The organism is Pelagibacterium sediminicola, from assembly GCF_003390885.1.
In the GTDB taxonomy this organism is placed as follows: Bacteria; Pseudomonadota; Alphaproteobacteria; order Rhizobiales; family Devosiaceae; genus Pelagibacterium; species Pelagibacterium sediminicola.
This window is the reverse complement of the sequence record NZ_QMEL01000001.1, coordinates 590,732-606,777: the sequence shown is the minus strand read 5'-3', so window position 1 is coordinate 606,777 and position 16,046 is coordinate 590,732. Positions and strand designations below refer to the sequence as shown.

Here is a 16,046-nt window from a genome sequence, read left to right as displayed (position 1 = left end):
TTTCGCTTCGCGAAAGCCCACCTTCTCCCACGAGGGGAGAAGGGGAAGCGTGGGGCAGCCACACGAGCCCCCCTCTCCCCTCGTGGGAGAGGGGTTGGGGGTGAGGGGGCGCGATCTGGCCGCCCGCGTCACTGCCGCGACTTGAGCGCGGCGAGCGCCGCAAAGGGGGAATCGGGGTCGATGGGCTTTTCGCGCCGCTCGGGACGCGGGCGCTGCTCGCCCCTTTTGTCCTCGCGCGGGCCCTTACCCGGCTTGCCCTTGCCCCGGAAGGGCTTGCCCTCACCATTGGAACGCTGGTCGCCATCCGCGCGGCGCCCCTGCGAACGCTGGCGGTTTGGCCGGTCGGGCCGCTTGCCGCCGGGGAACCACACCTCGTCAAATTGCGGCTCGGCGGGAGCCGCCTCCGCGTCGGCCGCCACGTCTTCGGATGGCGCAGTCTCCACGGCTTCGGCGGCAACCGGTTCTGCTTCAGTCTCGCTCTCCGCAGGCGCTGCTTCCGTTTCGACCGGCGCAGCTTCTTGGCTCGTTACTGGCGCCACCTCTTCGGCCACCGGCCTGGGCGTGCGCCGCACGCGATAGCCCAGCGATTTGAGCACGGACGAAAAGTCCTCGCCCGCGCAGCCCAGAAGCGAAGTCATCTCGACCGTCACGCGGAACCCGTTGGCCTCTGCCGCGCCATCGGGCGGCGGGGTATCGACGGGCCGGCTCGCGTCATAGGCAATCAGCGGGCGGATGATGTCGGCAAGGCGTTCGAGGATGTCGACGCGGACGATCCGGCCCCCCGCCACCTTGAAGCCGCCGACCTCGTAGACGCGCGGATCGAACCCGGGATCGATGGGAAACGAGGTGCGGCCCGAAAGGATGATATGGGGCAATTCGGCAATGCCCGGCTGGCGCACGCCGCCATTCTTGAGGCCCCAGAGGATCAGCGCCAATTCGCGCGGCGCGGGCTTGAGGCTCAACGGCACATAGATGTGATAGGCTCCGAACTTGACCCCCAGCTTGCGCAATTTCGCCCGCGTGTCCTGATCGAGCCCCTTGACCTCCTCGGCGATCTCGGCGCGCGGGATGATCCCGAGGTTTTCCGCCAGCCGGAACGCCACGCCGCGCGCCGCGCCTTCGAGTTCGACCGGCTCCTTGAGCGCAACGACCTGTTCGAGCTGGGTGTTGATATGGTGCCGGAGCCAGAGCGAAAGCCGCTCCTCGACCTTTTCGAGATCGGGCCCCGAAAGGCTCTCATCGGCCAGGATAATGATGCGGGGCGTAAAGATATCCGCCCCTTCCGTCAGTTCGGCCACCACCTCGCCACGCCAGCGGATGACCCCATCGGTGGTCAGCACGAACTCCTCGTTGGGGGCGCCCGCCAGCCTGTCGGCGCGTTTGGCGATCTCGGGTGCGATCACCGACCCGGCGGTCGAGCGCAGGGTCTTGGAATCGGTCTCCCCCTCGATTTTCGAGAGCGTGAACCTGAAGCCCTCGAGGGTGCCGATGGTGTGACCCTCGATGGTCACTTCGCCGGTTTCGGTGATTTGCGGTGATACCATATGCTTGTCTCTTAAATGGCGCATCAGGACCGAGGTCCGGCGATCGACGAAACGCTGTATCAGCCTCTCATGCAATGCGTCGGACAGTGCGTCCTCTATTTGCCGGGTTTTTTCGCGCCAGTAATCGGGATCTTCCAGCCAGTGCCTGCGATTGGATATGAACGTCCAGGTCCGAATCTGGCGGATACGGTTGGACAGGGTGTCGATGTCACCTTCCGTATTCTCGCAGAAGCGGACCTGCTCGGCAATCCAGTCCGCATCGATCTTTCCACCCCTTGAAAGGTCTGAAAAGACCCTCGTGACGATTTCGCCGTGCGCGGCGGGGGAAATGTCGCGATAGTCCGGAATCTGGCAGCACTCCCAGGCCAGTTCCACCCTTTCCCGGCCCCTTGCGCCCCCGCTTTCTTCCTGCCGCATCAGGAATTCGAGCGCCCGCTGGTCGGTGGCGACCGGCACGCGGGTCAGAACCGGATGGTCGGGGGTGCGCTCGAGGCTGTCGTGGAGCGCTGCAAGCGAAGCGAAATCGAGCTCGCGGTTGCGCCATTGCAACACCTTTACCGGCTCGAAATCATGGGCTTCGAGCCGCGCGATGGTTTCCTCCTCGAACGGGTCGCACCCCCCGGTCACCCCGAATGTGCCGTCGCGCATATGCCGGCCCGCCCGCCCCGCGATCTGGCCGATCTCGGCAGGAGTGAGGGGCCGGAACTGGTGGCCGTCATATTTGGAATCGGAAGCGAAGGCGACGTGATTGACGTCGAGGTTAAGCCCCATGCCGATGGCATCGGTCGCAACGAGGAAATCGACATCCCCGTTCTGGAACAGTTCGACCTGCGCGTTGCGCGTGCGCGGCGAAAGTGCCCCCATCACCACCGCCGCCCCGCCGCGCTCGCGCCTGAGCAATTCGGCGATGGCATAGACTTCGCTGGCCGAAAACGCCACGACGGCGGACCGGCGCGGCAGGCGCGATATGCGCCTGGAGCCGGCCCATTCGAGCTTTGAAAAACGTGGACGGAACTGCACCTCGGCATGGGGCAGCAGCTTGCGGATCACCGGCTCCATGGTCTGGGCGCCCAGCAGCAGGGTTTCCGATCGTCCCCGCGCATGAAGGATGCGGTCGGTGAAGACGTGCCCACGGTCGAAATCGGTGGCGGTCTGGATTTCGTCGATGGCAACGAATTCGGCGGCAAGATCGGAGGGCATGGCCTCGACCGTCGCCACCCAGTACCGCGCCGCCTTGGGGACGATACGCTCCTCCCCCGTCACCAGCGCCACCGCGCTTTCCCCGACGCGCTCGACGACCCGCCCATAGACCTCGCGCGCCAGGAGCCGCAACGGCAGCCCGATCACCCCCGAGCGATGCGCCAGCATGCGCTCGATGGCATAGTGGGTCTTGCCGGTATTGGTCGGTCCAAGCACCGCTTTGACCGCTTGGGAAACTGTCGGAACCATGGCTGGGGAGAATCGGGGCAAAGGGCGGAATGGGTGGCCCCAACGTGGTGTACCGAAACGGGAAACGCAATGGCGCAAATGCCGGTGGCGTTAATGTTCCGAACGAAAACGGAACAAACTCGGTCCGAATCGGGCCGGAATCACAAATCCCGCTTTGTTCCCTACGATATCTAGTGGCTACTTGCAGGGCCGGCCACAAGGCGGAGCAACATCTTGAAAAACACGGGCAATTTGAGCCGCTTGGCGTTCAGCCTGGTTACGTTTGGGTTAACGGGGCCGGATTCGGGCCAAGTGTTAAGCACGGGTTGACATGTTTTTTGCCACCGCGCACCCCTCGTAAACGCAGAAGCGCCCGCTTTCCGGGCCGCGATCTCCGGTTTGTTGGCAAAAAAGATTTTGACCGTACCGGAATGGGACAGCGGGGGTTGCCCTTGCACCATTGTCATCCCGGTATTTATTCCCGGGGACCAGCGCGGATTTCTCCCACCCGCCGGAGCGTGTTGAGATGTCGTTCTGGATTTCGGCAATGGATGCCTGAATGACATAAGGGATTGGGTAAAACCGCAGGGCGGCCTACTGCATCGATGTCAGAACCATCGACAAATCACCGAAGCTCGTGCCGATCAGCACGCGATAGGGGATGAAAAAGCCCGTTTCCCCGAGCGGGGCGAACCAGGCCATCATGCGCTGGTTGTCGCGCAGATAGGCGGTGATTTCCGAAGAATTGAAATGCCCCGAGATGGGGTGATAGCGCATGGCGCAGGCGACCACCGGCCCCTGATAGCCCGTGCGGTTCGAGGTGGCGCTGTCCATCTGGGCGAAGGAAAGCTGGAGGTCGAACCGCTCGATACCGGTAAAGATGGCCATGGTGCGGTTGCAAAGACTCTGGTCGAGCCCCGAACCGCGCAGGATGAAGGCGGCCACCGGATCGTTGACCCCGCGCCGGTGGCTTGTACTTACCGCGACGCGGTCGGGGTTTTCGGGCAAGGGCGGGCTGACGGTAAAGTCATTGGCCGTGCCGCCCGCATAGCGCGTCTGGACCGAAAACCGGTCCGAACTGGTGCGGGTTTCAAGATGGAACCGGTTCGAGGCCAGCCCCGTCCCGGTCACCCTGCCGCCCGAATTGACCGCACCCGAGCCTTGCGCGACGATCTGGGCAAGGCCCGTCACATCGGCGGTCAGGTCGAGCTGGTACGTCTCGCCTTCCGTATGGAGCCTTACATTGAGATAGGCGACATTGATGCCGTTGAGCGCCACCACATATTGCGCCAGCGCGCCGGGCTGCTGGGCACAGGCCGCAGCCGCGCCGAAGGCGGAAAGGGCGAAGACGGCCAGCGACCGGGCAAGGGTTTTCAGCACACGCAAAGCTCACATCGTCATAGCGCCCCCATCCGCGGGACAAAGCCGCAAACGAATCAGAGCATTGTTTACCGTGCCTTCCCTATTTCCATCTGTCCAGCATCGGGCGCATCACAAAACCCGCTATATGCTTGACGAAACCGGCGCCTTTGTCTATTTAGCCGCGACCTTCTAACAAACCCGGACCGTCCGGCTGGGGGCTTGCCCCGGCGCCGGTTCTTGATTGACAGGATTTACGATTATGGCTCGGCGCTGTGAACTGACCGGCAAGGGCGTTATGACCGGCAACAATGTGAGCCACGCGCTCAACCGGACCCGCCGCCGCTTTCTGCCCAACCTTTGCGATGTGACGCTGATTTCCGAGGCGCTCGACCGTCAGGTCAAGCTCCGCGTTTCGGCCGCCGCCCTGCGCACCGTCGAGCACCGTGGCGGTCTCGATGCGTTTCTCTTGAAGGCCAAGGACGAGGAGCTTTCCGATCGCGCCCGCGGCATCAAGAAGGAAATCCGCGCCGCCGTCGCCAGCTAAGGCACAGGCGAAACAAGAGATTTGGAGCGCCGCGTCCGGCATACCGGGTGCGGCGCTTGGCTTTTTGTGTCCAGAGCTGTAAAGCGAGGGACACGCAGCATCGGTCATCTGCCGGTTCGCTGCATCGCAAAAAAGTCCGGCGGTCCCTTGCCGCTTTGTTTTTGAAAGGACATGCCCTGATGGGTTTGCGCTTTGCCCTGGCGATCCTCGCCATGGCGGTGGTCGTCACCGCCTCCAATTTCCTCGTCCAGTTCCCGGTCGATGCGCAGATCGGCGCTCTCGACCTTGCTGAAATCCTCACCTGGGGCGCCTTTACCTATCCCGTCGCCTTCATGGTCAACGACCTCACCAACCGCCATTTCGGGCCAGTCACCGCGCGAAAGGTCGTTCTGGTCGGCTTTGCCATCGCCGTTGCGATGAGCGTCCTGCTCGCCTCCCCGCGCATCGCGATAGCCTCGGGCACGGCGTTCCTCGTTGCGCAACTGCTCGATACGCAAATTTTCCACCGCCTGCGCGCCGCAAGCTGGTGGAAGGCCCCACTGATCTCCTCGACCGCCGGATCGGTGATCGACACGATCCTCTTTTTCGGGCTGGCCTTTGCCGCAAGCTTTGCGTTTCTCGACACCGCGTTCGGCATGGAAGAGTCTTCGCTCGCCTTCCCCGTGCCATTCCTGTCGGTTTTCGGGTTCGAGACCCCGCTCTGGGTTTCGCTGGCCGTAGGTGACTTCCTCGTCAAGCTGGTTGTCGCGCTGGCCCTGCTCGCGCCTTACAAGATACTCCGCAAGATCATTCCGGATCGGGTGCTGGCGAAGGCCTAAGCTCTGCCCCCATCGCTTCCCCGGCTAAAGCCAGTCCGGCACGCTATCGAGCCCGATAAGATCGTCCAGCGTCTGGCGCGGGCGGATGGCGTGCCAGCGGCCGCCCTCGACCAGCACTTCGGGCACGAGGGGGCGCGTGTTGTAGGTGCTGGCCATCACCGCGCCATAGGCGCCTGCCGTCATCACCGCGATGAGGTCCCCTTCGCCCACATCGCCGATCTCCCGGTCGAGCGCCAGATAGTCGCCGGTTTCGCAGACCGGCCCCACGATATCGGCGCGCACCGTTCCTGCATCCGGCCCGGCCTCGTTAACCGGCAACACATCGTGATGGGCCTCGTAGAGCGTCGGGCGCAGCAGATCGTTCATCCCCGCATCGACGATGACGAAACGCCGCGTGGCGGTATTTTTTACGTATTCGACACGGCAGACCATGATCCCCGCATTGCCCGCGATCACCCGTCCGGGCTCGAGGATCAGCTTGCACCCGAGCGGGTCGACATGGCGACGCACCAGCCGCGCATATTCCACCGGATCGGGCGGCGGGGTGTTGCTCTGGTCGTAGGGGATGCCCAGCCCGCCCCCCACATCGACATGCTCGATCCCGTGCCCCGCCGCGCGCAACTGCCCCACGAGGTCCGCCAGGAGCGCAAAGGCGTTGTCGAACGGCTCAAGCTCGGTGATCTGGCTCCCGATATGCATGTCGACGCCGACCGCCTTGAGATTGGGGCTCCCGGCGATCCGTGCATAAACGTCCAGCGCGCGGGCATAGGGGATGCCGAACTTGTTTTCGGATTTTCCCGTCGAAATCTTGGCATGGGTCCTGGCATCGACGTCCGGATTGATCCGCACGGAAACCGGCGCGATCTTTCCCATCTCTCCCGCCACGCGGTCGAGCCGCTCAAGCTCGGGCTCGCTCTCGACGTTAAAGCACAAAATGCCCACCTCTAGCCCCCGCGCCATCTCCTCCCGGGTCTTGGCGACGCCTGAAAAGACGATTCTGTCCGGCGCGATCCCGGCACGCAGCGCGCGTTCGAGCTCGCCCAGCGACACCACATCCGCCCCGCCGCCTTCGCTGGCGATCAGCTTCAAAATTGCCTGGTTGGAATTGGCCTTCATTGCGTAGGCAAGGACCGTATCGCGCCCGGCAAACGCCTCGCGCATCACCCGCACATGGCGCCGGAAGGTCGCCGAGGAGTAGCAATAAAAGGGCGTGCCGATTTCCTCGGCCAGCGCGGAAAGGTCAACGTCCTCGGCGTGGAGACGGCCGTTCTGGTAGTGGAAGTGGTGGACCATCAGCGCCAAGCCTCAACCGTTGCGCAGACTGAAGATCCGCTTACCCCCCTCCCCTTGCTGCACTCGCAGGGCTCCACCGGAGCCCCGCGTTCCGGCGTTACCGGAAACGCTTGCAAGTCCCCCACAAGGGGGGAGGTGCTGGTCTTGTGCGCAGGAAGCATCCGAGCAAAGGAAACACCCTCCCCTTGATGGGGAGGGCTGGGGAGGGGTGAGGCGATGCCCGCAACAAGCTTTTCCATCGCGATCATGCACCCAACCGCTCGCGCCAGAGCGCAACCTGCTTTCGCACATTGTCCGGCGCCGTTCCCCCGTAGCTCGTCCGGGACTTGACGGAATTGTCCACCCCCAGCACCTTGTGCACGGCGCTCGTGATGCGCTCGTCGATGGCCTTCAGGTCCTCGATAGTCAGCCCTTCGAGCCCGCAACCCTTGGCTTCGGCTGCCGCAACGGCCCGGCCCGTGATGTGGTGGGCGTCGCGGAACGGCACATTGGCCGCCCTGACCAGCCAGTCGGCCAGATCGGTGGCAGTCGAGAATCCCGCGCCCGCCGCCGCCGCCATCTTTTCGCGGTTGACAGCGAGGTCGGACACCATTCCCGTCATCGCGGCAAGAGACAGGGAAAGCGTATCGAGCGCGTCGAACGCCACTTCCTTGTCTTCCTGCATGTCCTTGGAATAGGCGAGCGGCAGGCCCTTCATCACCATCAAAAGCGAGGTGAACGCCCCGAAGATGCGTCCGACCTTGGCGCGGATCAACTCGGCGGCATCGGGGTTGCGCTTTTGCGGCATGATCGAGGAGCCGGTCGAGAACTTGTCGGAAAGCGAGATGAACGCGAACTGGGCCGAAGACCAGATGACCAGTTCCTCGGAAAACCGCGAAAGGTGCATGGCGCAGATCGAGGCGGCGGCCAGCGTTTCGAGAATGAAATCGCGGTCCGAGACCGCATCGAGCGAATTGGCCGTGGGCCGGTCGAACCCGAGCTCTTTGGCGGTCATCTCCCGGTCGATGGGGAACGAGGTGCCGGCCAGCGCCGCCGAGCCCAGCGGGCTTTCGTTGAGCCGGGCCCGCGCATCGAGAAGCCGTCCCCTGTCGCGCGAAAACATCTCGACATAGGCCAGAAGATGGTGCCCGAAGGTCACCGGCTGGGCGCTCTGGAGATGGGTGAAGCCGGGCATGACGGTCGCCGCCTCGGTCTCGGCGCGGTCGACCAGCACGCCTTGCAGCGTTTCGACCTGGGCGACCAGCATGTCGATGCACTCGCGCACATAGAGCCGGAAATCGGTGGCCACCTGATCGTTGCGCGACCGTGCCGTGTGCAGGCGCCCCGCCGGCTCCCCGATCAATTCCTTGAGGCGACTCTCGACATTCATATGGATGTCTTCAAGCGCTCGCGAAAAGGTGAAGCCCCCCTGCGCGATCTCGTCGCGGACCGTCTCCAACCCCTTGATAATAGCGTCTTTATCCTCAACTGTGAGGATACCGGCGGCGGCAAGCATGTTCGCGTGGGCGATCGAGCCGGCGATATCGTGCTTGTAGAGCCGCTGGTCGAAGCCTATCGAGGCGTTGATTTCTTCCATGATGGCGTCGGGACCGGACGCGAACCGTCCCCCCCACATGCGATTGCTCATCGGCGCCCCGTCAGACCTTGAAATGAACCGGTAAAAAATGACCCAGATGCAGACCAAATCCCACCGCCCGCTGATCATCGGGCTCGGACTTCTCGCTGCGGCGACAGGTATAGCGGCGGCGATCTGGCTTAGCAATGCCGGGACGAGCGTGGCCAATGAATGTCCCGCCCGGGCCGATGCGGCGGCCAGCATCGATGCGGTGGCGATCGGGGAGCTGGCCGCGCTGATGCCTTCGAGCCAGTGGCGCGATTTCGCGGACCTGGCCTTTATCGATGCCGATGGCAACGACCGGACGCTTGCCGATTTTGCGGGCAAGAAGCTGCTGGTCAATTTCTGGGCGACGTGGTGCGCGCCCTGCCGCGAGGAAATGCCCGATCTCGACGCCCTGCAATCGCGCTATGGGGGCGATGATTTCGAGGTGGTCGCCATCAGCCTCGACATGGGTTCGGACGGCCCGACCGCCGCACGGCTTTTCCTTGACGAGATCGGCGCGGACAATCTCGCCCTTTACGCCGACCCTTCCTACAAGGTCTTCGAGCGCCTGCGCAACGAAGCGGTGACGCTGGGCCTTCCGGCAACGGTGCTGCTCGACGGCGCGGCGTGCGAAATCTCGGTGTTGCAAGGCCCCGCCCATTGGGACAGCGAGGATGGCAACCGGGTGATCGAGGCGCTTCTGGAAATCTAGGGCAGGTCCGTCTTCACACGGTTTATCCGGGTGATCCAGTACAAGATCAGGCCGTCTTATCGACGCGCGTTCCGGTGCCGTCCGGGGCTGGCGCGTTCTCGACGGCCTGGGTCAGCATGTTGATGAGGTTCATCTCCATCTCATGCTGCTTCCTGACCATGGCAATCTGCATCAGGTGCCGGGTCTGCCCCTGTTTTGCAGCCACCATGCCCAGCGCCAGATCACTCAACGGTCTGCTCCCACGAAAAACAACGGGACCAAGCCTAGACCCGCGGGCCTAACAATTTCTTACCCTTCGATCGAGGGGCCCGGAGCGAGCCTGCGGAACAGGAAAACCAGCGCCGCGCCGGCGGCCACGCCCCCGATATGTGCCCACCAGGCAACCGCGCCATCGGACCCCAGTACCGCATAGAACAACTGGCTGAAAATCCAGATGCCGAGCACCGCCCATGCGGGCAGCGCAAGCGGGAAGAAGATGACGAGCCTGTTGAGCACGAACACCCGGACGCGCGGATAAAGGACGAGATAGGCCCCCATAACCCCGGCCACCGCCCCGGACGCGCCCACCAGTGGGCCATAGCTGTCGGGATAGATGAAAAGATGGACCACCCCCGCCAGCACCCCGCACAGCAAATAGAACGCCAAATATTTGACGTGCCCCAGCGCGTCTTCGACATTGTCCCCGAAAACCCAGAGGAACAGCATGTTCGAGAGCAGGTGAAAAAGATCGGCGTGCAGGAACATGTAGGAAAAAAGCGTTGCCTGATCGGGAAGCCACGGCGCCGGCCCCTCGACCACATCGCGCACCACAACAGGGATCATTCCGTACTCTATATGAGCCTGTTCGAGCCCCGCCGTGCCACCCGCAAACTGGACGGTGAACACCAGTATCGTAACGATGAGCAACCCGTAATTGACGTAAGGAAACGCGATATGGGCGATCTTGTTGCTGTCATAAAGCGGCAGGAACATTGCGCACCCCCTTTACGCCTTTCCGGTCCCCGATCCGCTCACCCCGATTTGGTCTCGCCCGTATGGCGTCCCGGCTCCCAGAGAACGTCCTTGCTTCCGTTGCCATTGGCAACCCGCGAAAGAACGAACAAGAGGTCCGAGAGCCGGTTGAGATAGCGCAGGACTTCCGGATTGACCTCGGGCTCGGCGCGCTTGAGCGCCACCGCGATCCGCTCGGCCCGCCGCGTCACCGTGCGCGCCAGATGCAGCGCGGCGGACAGCGGGGTGCCGCCGGGCAGGATAAAACTCCTCAGCGGTTCGAGCGCCTCGTTATAGATATCGATCTGGTTTTCGAGCCATTCGACCTGTTTGGCCGTGGTCCTCAGCGCCTTGTATTTCCGCCCCTCATCGGGGCCCGGCGTTGCAAGGTCCGAGCCCAGATCGAACAGGTCGTTCTGGATGCGCGCCAGCGTGTGATCGGCCCGCGCCATGTCCCTGGAATGGAGCCGGGCCAGCCCCACCGTGGCGTTGGCCTCCTCGACGGTGCCATAGGCCTCGATCCGCAGATCGTCCTTTTGCCGCCGCGGCCCGTCGACCAGCCCCGTCGTGCCGCCATCTCCGGTTTTGGTATAGATCTTGTTGATCTTGATCATCTTTTGATCCTAGCGGTGCGGGCCGAAGAAATAGAGCGCCGCCATCAGGAGCGCCACGGCGATCGCCTGCATGATGACGCGGGCGCGCATCAGCTTCTGGCTGGTATTGGCCGAGCCCCCCTTGAACATGTTGTAAAGCCCCATCCCGAGGATAACGGCCACCGCGCCGACGGCGAGAATGAGAACGATGTTGACGAGCAATTCCATGATGCAACGACTTTCGGCTGGGTCGGGACGTAATGCGTTTCCTGCCGTGATTCACAAAAGACAGGCAAGGCGCCGGCACCACTTATAAGGGGTGCCCGTCCCGTTGCGATACCATTTTTCCATCCAGCCAGTCTCCGGGCATCTCGCCCGGCCGGTCAAAAACCCAGTTCCTTGCGCACCCGCACCGCGGTCCATCCCGCGGCCCGCAAGGCCCTGAGGCTCTCCGAGCCTTTCGACTTCGCAAGTTTTTCGCGGGCCTCGTCCAGCACCAGTTCGTGGTGGCAATAGACCGGTGAGGGCAGGCCCAGCAGCGCCTGCAGCAGCACGTGGATGTCGGTTGACGCATGAAGGTCCATGCCGCGCGTCACGTGGGTGATCCCCTGCAAGGCATCGTCCACCACCACCGAAAGATGATAGCTGGCCGGGGTGTCCTTGCGCACGATCACCACGTCCCCCCAGCGCGCCGGATCGGCTGGCCGGACCGTCAGGGGCGCGGACGGGTCGGGTTGCGTTTCGCGGATCAAAAGCGGCCCCGCCGCCGCGATCGCCCTTTCCATATCGAGCCGCCACTGCACCGGCGCGCCGCTCGCCAGCCTTTCGGCGCGTCCGGTAGGGCCAAGTCCCCTGCACGTTCCGGGATAGAGCGGCGCCCCCTCCGGATCGGTGCTCTCTCCCGCCGCCGCGCGGATTTCGGCCCGCGAGCAAAAGCACGGATAGAGCAGGCCTTGCTCGCGCAAGGTCTTCGCTGCCCGCGCGTAGTCATCGAAATGTTCCGATTGCCGGCGCACTGGCTCGGGCCACGAAAGCCCCAGCCAGGCCAGATCCTCGAGCAGTGCATCGACAAATTCGGGTCGGCAGCGCGCGGTATCTATGTCTTCGATCCTGAGCAGCATCACCCCCCCGAGCGCGTCTGCCCAGTGATGGGTGAAAAGCGCCGAAAAGGCGTGCCCGATATGCAGATACCCGTTCGGGCTTGGCGCGAAGCGGAAAATCGGTTGAGATGGCCCTGACATGCCCCGCCCACTCGCAAGATCCAGACCCAAAGGCTCCTAGCATGACAGCGCCCGACGCTCCAGCGCGCCTCCACACCCCCGAGGCGCTGGCCTTTCATCTCGAGCGCCTCGCCGCCCTTGACGAGCGCCTCGCTCTCGCCATCGCGCGCGCCGGAGAAGTCGCCGTGCGCCAGACTCCGCGCGGGTTCGAGGGGATCGCCCGGATCGTCTGCGGCCAGCAGCTTTCGGTCGCATCGGCCCGCGCCATCTGGAACCGTATCGAAGCGCTGGGCGCAACGACGCCGCAAATCTATCTCGGGCTCGACGAACCCACCCTGCGCGCCACCGGCCTTTCGCGCGGCAAATACGAGACGATCCGGGGGGTGGCGCTCGCCGCCATCGAAAAGGATCTCGATTTCGACGCCATCGAGGAAATGGCGGCGGAAAAGGCCATCGCCACGCTGACCAGGCTCAAGGGCGTCGGTCCATGGACGGCGGAGATATATCTTCTGTTCTGCGCCGGACACCCGGACGTCTTTCCTGCCGGCGACCTCGCGCTGCAAAAGGCGGTCGAACACGCCTTTTCGCTCTCCGCCCGCCCCGCCGCAAAGGAACTGATCGCGCTGGCCGAACCCTGGTCGCCCCATCGCGGGGCGGCAGCAGTCATGTTCTGGCGCTATTTCGCGGCCATGAAAAACGCAAACAACTGGGAAGCCCTTTGATGAACGACCCCGTAAAACTCTCCGGCCCCATGCTCCCGCCCGCCTCGGGGACCGCCCGCCAACTGGTCGTGCTGCTGCACGGCTATGGCTCGGACGGGCGCGATCTCATCGCGCTCGGGCAGTATTGGCGCGACAGCTTTCCCGATACCCTGTTCGTCGCCCCCAACGCTCATGAGACCTGCGGCGGCAACCCTTATGGTTATCAGTGGTTCCCGCTCGATCCCGAGCGCGAAAGCTCCCGGCTGGTGGGCGCCGATACCGCCCGCCCGGTCATAAACGGATTCCTTGCCGATCTCTGGGTCCAGACGGGGCTGGGCCCCGAAGATACCGTGCTCATCGGCTTTTCGCAGGGCGCGATGATGGCTCTCGACACCGGCCTGCGGCTCCAATCACCCCTCAAGGGCATCGTCGCCTTTTCGGGGATGGTCATCGCGCCCGAAAAGCTGCGTGAGGACATCGCCTCAAAGCCCCCTGTTCTCCTCATTCACGGCGATGCCGACGAGGTGGTGCCGGTGATGGGCAGCCAGGGCGCCCTGCCGCTGCTGCTCGATCTGGGCGTTCCCGCCGCGCTCCATATCAGCGAAGGATCGGGCCATACGATCGCCCAGGATGGGCTCGATGCGGCCACCGCATTTCTCAGGGCCCGAATCGTGTCCGACTAACAAAAATCTTCACAGCACTGTCACTTGGGGCGTAGAATATCGGCCAATGGATTCGTTTGGCTCTTCCGGGCCACCCCGGTCCGGAAGCGTCGGGCGCCTCCCGAATTTGAGAGTGCGCGCCAGAGGCTTTTGACTGCCGTTTCGGGTGCACCCATACCCGGAGACGAACGTGACCGTTCACGTATCACCGCAAGTCTGCCCTGCCCTGGTTCTCAACGCCGATTTCAGGCCGTTGAGCTATTATCCGCTGTCGCTCTGGAGCTGGCAGGACGCCATCAAGGCCGTCTGCCTCGAACGCGTCCAGATCGTTTCGGAATATGACAGGGTGGTGCGAAGTCCAAGCTTCGAGATGCGGCTTCCCTCCGTCATCTCATTGAAGGACTACGTACAGCCCGCCCGCTACCCCGCCTTTACCCGTTTCAACGTCTTCCTGCGCGATCGCTTCCAGTGCCAGTATTGTGGCGCGCGGCATGAGTTGACCTTCGATCACGTCATCCCCCGCTCGCGTGGCGGACGCACCACGTGGGACAATGTCGTCGCCGCCTGTTCGCCCTGCAATTTGCGGAAAGGCAACCGGATGCCGCGCGACATCAACATGATCCCGGTACAAAAGCCCTTCCGCCCGAGCGTCCACGACCTCCACAACAATGGCCGCGCCTTCCCGCCCAACTATCTGCACGAAAGCTGGCTCGATTATCTTTATTGGGATATCGAGCTCGAGCCGTAGGGCTACTGGCCGAGCTGCCGCTTGAAGCTCTGCCCGAGCAGGGCGACGATCGCCGCAGAGATCAGCGCGTTGAAGCCGGCAAGCGATATGCCCAGCAGTTCCCACTGCACCGCGTTGCAGGCCACGACCTGCGAATCGGATAGATCGCCCAGCATATCGAGGCTCAGCATCGCATCGCCCGTGCCCGAGCACGACGTCGGCCCCTCGAAAATGCCCCATTCGACGCCGGTATGATAGATTCCCAGCCCCGTGCCCCAGACGAAAAGCCCGGCCACGACAAGCGTCAACGCCAGCCGCACGGGCTTGGGCAGACGGGTCCAGAAAACAACGAGAACGGCAAGAAGCGGCAGCCCGATATAATAGGGCAGGCGCTGGGTAAGGCACAATTCGCACGGATAGAGCCCACCGATGAACTGGAAGGCCAGCGCGCCCAGGATCGCCGCCAGCCCCAGAACAAAACCGGCAATGGCCAGCCCCCGGTCTCCGGTCATGGCATTCAGCATCGGCCAGGCTCCTATCTTAAATATCGCAGGGCGATGAACCCGCCCACCAGCAGCGCCGCACCGATGACCGTCATAAGGCCAAGGCGCTTTTCGATGAAGGCGCGGATCGGTTCGCCATAAAGATAAAGCAGGCCCGCAACCAGAAAGAACCTGCCCCCGCGCGAGAGAATTGACCCGATGACGAAAATTGGCAAGTTGAGTCCCACTACCCCTGACGCGATCGTGAACACCTTGTAGGGAATGGGCGTGAACCCGGCGATGAACACCAGCAGCACCCCGCCCTGGGCAAACCACACCTGCAGCGTCTCGAACGCCTCTCCGTAATGGTAAAATTCAATAATGGGACGCGCTACCGCCTCGAACAATACCGCGCCGATCAGATAGCCGAACAATCCGCCCAGCACCGACGCGACTGTGGCGATCGAGGCAAAGAGCCACGCCTTGGCGCGTTTGGCCACGACCATGGGAATGAGCATGACGTCCGGGGGAACGGGGAAAAAGGAACTTTCGGCAAAGCTGATGAGGCCCAGCGCATATGGCGCCTGCTTGCCAGCGGCAAGAGCCATCACCCAGTCATAGAGCCGACGCAGCATGATGACCCTCGAAACCGTTCACAAATATCTCGATGAGATGGATGGTGCCCTCCGCCGGAATCGAACCGGCACTCCCAAGGGAAACGGATTTTGAATCCGTCGCGTCTACCAGTTCCGCCAGGAGGGCCATGGGTAAGCGCGCTTACCTAACACCGTGTCCACGTCACCTCAAGAGCCAATCGGCGGCAGCGTTTCACTCCGCTGCCGCGCTGTCATAACGCTCGCGGGCGTGTGCCACGTCCTCGCCATGGGTATCCGCCCATTCCCAGAGCGCGTTGATCGGTTCGAGCAGCGTCTGGCCGAGCCCGGTCAGCTCATATTCGACCCGCGGCGGTACCTCGGCATAAATCGTGCGGCTGACCAGCCCGTCGCGTTCGAGATTGCGCAGCGTCAGGGTCAGCATGCGCTGGGAAATGCCTTCCACCGCGCGCCGCAACTGGGAGAACCGCAAGGTTCCGGTGTTGCCGAGCCGGGCCACCACCATCACGCTCCATTTGTCGCCAATGCGGTTGAGAATGTCGCTCATCGCCGTGCAGGTCGTGCCCGGCTCGCGCGTTACCGCTTCGGCAGGTGGCCGGATCAGGGATATGGACATGGTTCAAGGCCCATCGGTTGAGACTGGCTGTCCCAATCTAGACCAACTTCCCTTTTGTTACCAGCATGACCCGTGACGAGCCGGGCAAGCCCATGACGCCGGCATTGTTCTGCCATATTGGGCCTGTTAAGACTTCGCCA

Annotated in this window: 18 protein-coding genes and 1 tRNA gene; 6 read left to right on the top strand and 13 right to left on the bottom strand. The window is 63.3% G+C overall.

The window, feature by feature from the left end; translation table 11 throughout:
- Nucleotides 1–128 precede the first annotated feature (128 nt).
- Both DQG18_RS02930 and DQG18_RS02925 read right to left on the bottom strand, forming a co-directional pair.
- A complete protein-coding gene (locus DQG18_RS02930; RefSeq protein ID WP_116652703.1) occupies nt 129–2,993 on the bottom strand; it encodes a helicase-related protein in 2,865 nt (954 codons plus the stop codon).
- 573 nt (nt 2,994–3,566) lie between these two features.
- Nucleotides 3,567–4,352, bottom strand: coding sequence for a DUF3108 domain-containing protein (locus tag DQG18_RS02925; RefSeq protein ID WP_157969973.1), 786 nt, complete (start codon nt 4,350–4,352; stop codon nt 3,567–3,569).
- A 241-nt stretch (nt 4,353–4,593) separates the two neighbouring features.
- On the opposite strand from DQG18_RS02925, the gene rpmB reads away from it, so the two are divergent.
- Complete coding sequence (gene rpmB, locus DQG18_RS02920) at nt 4,594–4,878, top strand: 50S ribosomal protein L28 (RefSeq protein WP_116652701.1); 285 nt, start codon at nt 4,594–4,596, stop codon at nt 4,876–4,878.
- A gap of 179 nt (nt 4,879–5,057) precedes the next feature.
- A complete protein-coding gene (locus DQG18_RS02915) occupies nt 5,058–5,696 on the top strand; it encodes a VUT family protein (RefSeq protein WP_116652700.1) in 639 nt (212 codons plus the stop codon).
- A 24-nt stretch (nt 5,697–5,720) separates the two neighbouring features.
- Here the strand turns inward: DQG18_RS02915 and lysA are convergent, their stop codons facing one another.
- Together lysA and argH are read right to left on the bottom strand one after the other, a co-directional pair.
- A complete protein-coding gene (gene lysA / locus DQG18_RS02910; RefSeq protein WP_116652809.1) occupies nt 5,721–6,989 on the bottom strand; it encodes a diaminopimelate decarboxylase in 1,269 nt (422 codons plus the stop codon).
- A gap of 244 nt (nt 6,990–7,233) precedes the next feature.
- A complete protein-coding gene (argH, locus tag DQG18_RS02905) occupies nt 7,234–8,616 on the bottom strand; it encodes an argininosuccinate lyase (RefSeq protein ID WP_116652699.1) in 1,383 nt (460 codons plus the stop codon).
- Nucleotides 8,617–8,662: 46 nt separating this feature from the next.
- Between argH and DQG18_RS02900 the strand changes: the two genes are divergently transcribed.
- Entirely contained in the window at nt 8,663–9,301 is a 639-nt protein-coding gene (locus tag DQG18_RS02900) for a TlpA family protein disulfide reductase (RefSeq protein ID WP_245958338.1), read from the top strand.
- A 46-nt stretch (nt 9,302–9,347) separates the two neighbouring features.
- On the opposite strand, the gene DQG18_RS02895 is transcribed toward DQG18_RS02900, so the two are convergent.
- From DQG18_RS02895 to gluQRS, 5 genes are all read right to left on the bottom strand, one after another.
- Complete coding sequence (locus DQG18_RS02895; RefSeq protein ID WP_116652697.1) at nt 9,348–9,530, bottom strand: hypothetical protein; 183 nt, start codon at nt 9,528–9,530, stop codon at nt 9,348–9,350.
- Between the two features lie 59 nt (nt 9,531–9,589).
- The gene (locus tag DQG18_RS02890) at nt 9,590–10,273 is read right to left on the bottom strand and encodes a rhomboid family intramembrane serine protease (protein ID WP_116652696.1); all 684 of its coding nucleotides are present in this window, start codon (nt 10,271–10,273) and stop codon (nt 9,590–9,592) included.
- Between the two features lie 38 nt (nt 10,274–10,311).
- Nucleotides 10,312–10,905, bottom strand: coding sequence for a cob(I)yrinic acid a,c-diamide adenosyltransferase (locus DQG18_RS02885; protein ID WP_116652695.1), 594 nt, complete (start codon nt 10,903–10,905; stop codon nt 10,312–10,314).
- Between the two features lie 9 nt (nt 10,906–10,914).
- On the bottom strand, nt 10,915–11,112 hold the full coding sequence (locus DQG18_RS02880) for a twin transmembrane helix small protein (RefSeq protein WP_116652694.1): 198 nt from the start codon (nt 11,110–11,112) through the stop codon (nt 10,915–10,917).
- Between the two features lie 155 nt (nt 11,113–11,267).
- Complete coding sequence (gluQRS, locus tag DQG18_RS02875) at nt 11,268–12,125, bottom strand: tRNA glutamyl-Q(34) synthetase GluQRS (protein ID WP_116652693.1); 858 nt, start codon at nt 12,123–12,125, stop codon at nt 11,268–11,270.
- Nucleotides 12,126–12,166: 41 nt separating this feature from the next.
- Here gluQRS and DQG18_RS02870 point away from each other — a divergent pair, with 41 nt between their 5' ends.
- From DQG18_RS02870 to DQG18_RS02860, 3 genes are all read left to right on the top strand, one after another.
- Nucleotides 12,167–12,826 (top strand): DNA-3-methyladenine glycosylase family protein, encoded by a 660-nt coding sequence (locus DQG18_RS02870; RefSeq protein WP_116652692.1) that lies wholly within the window; start codon nt 12,167–12,169, stop codon nt 12,824–12,826.
- The gene (locus DQG18_RS02865) at nt 12,826–13,488 is read left to right on the top strand and encodes an alpha/beta hydrolase (RefSeq protein ID WP_116652691.1); all 663 of its coding nucleotides are present in this window, start codon (nt 12,826–12,828) and stop codon (nt 13,486–13,488) included. Before DQG18_RS02870 ends, DQG18_RS02865 begins: the two co-directional genes overlap by 1 nt.
- Before the next feature lie 169 nt (nt 13,489–13,657).
- The gene (locus tag DQG18_RS02860; RefSeq protein ID WP_116652690.1) at nt 13,658–14,215 is read left to right on the top strand and encodes an HNH endonuclease; all 558 of its coding nucleotides are present in this window, start codon (nt 13,658–13,660) and stop codon (nt 14,213–14,215) included.
- Nucleotides 14,216–14,217: 2 nt separating this feature from the next.
- Here the strand turns inward: DQG18_RS02860 and DQG18_RS02855 are convergent, their stop codons facing one another.
- From DQG18_RS02855 to DQG18_RS02840, 4 genes are all read right to left on the bottom strand, one after another.
- Complete coding sequence (locus tag DQG18_RS02855) at nt 14,218–14,718, bottom strand: disulfide bond formation protein B (RefSeq protein ID WP_116652689.1); 501 nt, start codon at nt 14,716–14,718, stop codon at nt 14,218–14,220.
- An 11-nt stretch (nt 14,719–14,729) separates the two neighbouring features.
- Nucleotides 14,730–15,311 carry a YqaA family protein gene (locus tag DQG18_RS02850; protein ID WP_116652688.1) on the bottom strand — a complete coding sequence of 194 codons (582 nt, stop codon included), beginning with the start codon at nt 15,309–15,311 and terminating at the stop codon, nt 14,730–14,732.
- Between the two features lie 42 nt (nt 15,312–15,353).
- A tRNA-Leu gene (locus DQG18_RS02845) sits at nt 15,354–15,438 on the bottom strand.
- 66 nt (nt 15,439–15,504) lie between these two features.
- Complete coding sequence (locus DQG18_RS02840; protein ID WP_116652687.1) at nt 15,505–15,906, bottom strand: winged helix-turn-helix transcriptional regulator; 402 nt, start codon at nt 15,904–15,906, stop codon at nt 15,505–15,507.
- Nucleotides 15,907–16,046 lie beyond the last annotated feature (140 nt).

Bases quoted from the DNA above. Each gene is read 5' to 3' on its own strand.
- DQG18_RS02930 (WP_116652703.1), bottom strand. From the start codon at position 2,993: ATGGTTCCGACAGTTTCCCAAGCGGTCAAAGCGGTGCTTGGACCGACC.
- rpmB (WP_116652701.1), top strand. From the start codon at position 4,594: ATGGCTCGGCGCTGTGAACTGACCGGCAAGGGCGTTATGACCGGCAAC.
- DQG18_RS02915 (WP_116652700.1), top strand. From the start codon at position 5,058: ATGGGTTTGCGCTTTGCCCTGGCGATCCTCGCCATGGCGGTGGTCGTC.
- lysA (WP_116652809.1), bottom strand. From the start codon at position 6,989: ATGGTCCACCACTTCCACTACCAGAACGGCCGTCTCCACGCCGAGGAC.
- argH (WP_116652699.1), bottom strand. From the start codon at position 8,616: ATGAGCAATCGCATGTGGGGGGGACGGTTCGCGTCCGGTCCCGACGCC.
- DQG18_RS02900 (WP_245958338.1), top strand. From the start codon at position 8,663: ATGCAGACCAAATCCCACCGCCCGCTGATCATCGGGCTCGGACTTCTC.
- DQG18_RS02890 (WP_116652696.1), bottom strand. From the start codon at position 10,273: ATGTTCCTGCCGCTTTATGACAGCAACAAGATCGCCCATATCGCGTTT.
- DQG18_RS02885 (WP_116652695.1), bottom strand. From the start codon at position 10,905: ATGATCAAGATCAACAAGATCTATACCAAAACCGGAGATGGCGGCACG.
- DQG18_RS02880 (WP_116652694.1), bottom strand. From the start codon at position 11,112: ATGGAATTGCTCGTCAACATCGTTCTCATTCTCGCCGTCGGCGCGGTG.
- gluQRS (WP_116652693.1), bottom strand. From the start codon at position 12,125: ATGTCAGGGCCATCTCAACCGATTTTCCGCTTCGCGCCAAGCCCGAAC.
- DQG18_RS02870 (WP_116652692.1), top strand. From the start codon at position 12,167: ATGACAGCGCCCGACGCTCCAGCGCGCCTCCACACCCCCGAGGCGCTG.
- DQG18_RS02865 (WP_116652691.1), top strand. From the start codon at position 12,826: ATGAACGACCCCGTAAAACTCTCCGGCCCCATGCTCCCGCCCGCCTCG.
- DQG18_RS02855 (WP_116652689.1), bottom strand. From the start codon at position 14,718: ATGCTGAATGCCATGACCGGAGACCGGGGGCTGGCCATTGCCGGTTTT.
- DQG18_RS02850 (WP_116652688.1), bottom strand. From the start codon at position 15,311: ATGCTGCGTCGGCTCTATGACTGGGTGATGGCTCTTGCCGCTGGCAAG.
- DQG18_RS02840 (WP_116652687.1), bottom strand. From the start codon at position 15,906: ATGTCCATATCCCTGATCCGGCCACCTGCCGAAGCGGTAACGCGCGAG.